Below are 742 nucleotides of genomic sequence, written 5' to 3' on the forward strand. Positions count from 1 at the left end.
GTTATAGGTGCTGCCATCGTCGAACCAACGGTTGCCCGTACTCATCTTCTCTCTGGAATAGCTGTGCATGAAGAAGAGGTCGTGGCTTTGACCGAAGGCGAAGATGCGACCGGTCAGGTTGTTTTGAAAAGTAAACTGGCGGCTGTCCGTGTCGTAACGGTCGAAGCTGTAAGTTTTGCCCAAACCGTCCACGCCTATGCCGTTGCCCGTACCGCCCAGCGTGTAATATTCTTTTGAATTGTCGCTTTTGCGCCAGTCCAGCTTGCTGCTCAGTTTCCAGTTGTCGTTGAAATAATGTTCAAACTCGGCAAAGAGGTTGTGTTTTTTCAGACGAGCTTCGTTCCAATCTGCGCCGAGATAGCGGCTGCGTTTCCATTCTTTGCCGTCTGCGCGCATGGGCAGGCCGTCGGGGTCGGGCGTTTTGGTTTGGTTGAGATAGCTCGCGCCCCAAGTGAGCTTGCTGTTGTCGCCGATGTCTTTGTCCATCACGCCGTAAAGCAGGATGTCACGTCCGCCGGACTGGTCTTGGAAGGTTTTGTTGCCGCCAACCGAGCCGACAAAGCGTCCGCGCAGGCCGTGTTCAGGGCTTAAAGCGCCCGACGCGTCAAACGTGCCGCCCACTCTGCCCCATGTGTTGACCGTCAAATCGGCGGAAAGCTGGCGTTTGGAGGTCGGTTTCTTACGGACGGCGTTAATCGTGCCGCCCGGTTCGTTGTTTGCCTGCGTCAGCCCGGCTGCGCCC

General features: G+C 56.3%; 1 protein-coding gene. It reads right to left on the bottom strand.

Annotated elements, in window-relative coordinates; all coding sequences use genetic code 11:
- On the bottom strand, nt 1-742 hold a 742-nt coding region (locus tag ACTHUR_RS13770; protein WP_440399095.1), incomplete at both ends, for a TonB-dependent siderophore receptor.

Source organism: Neisseria sp. P0021.S007, assembly GCF_051956855.1.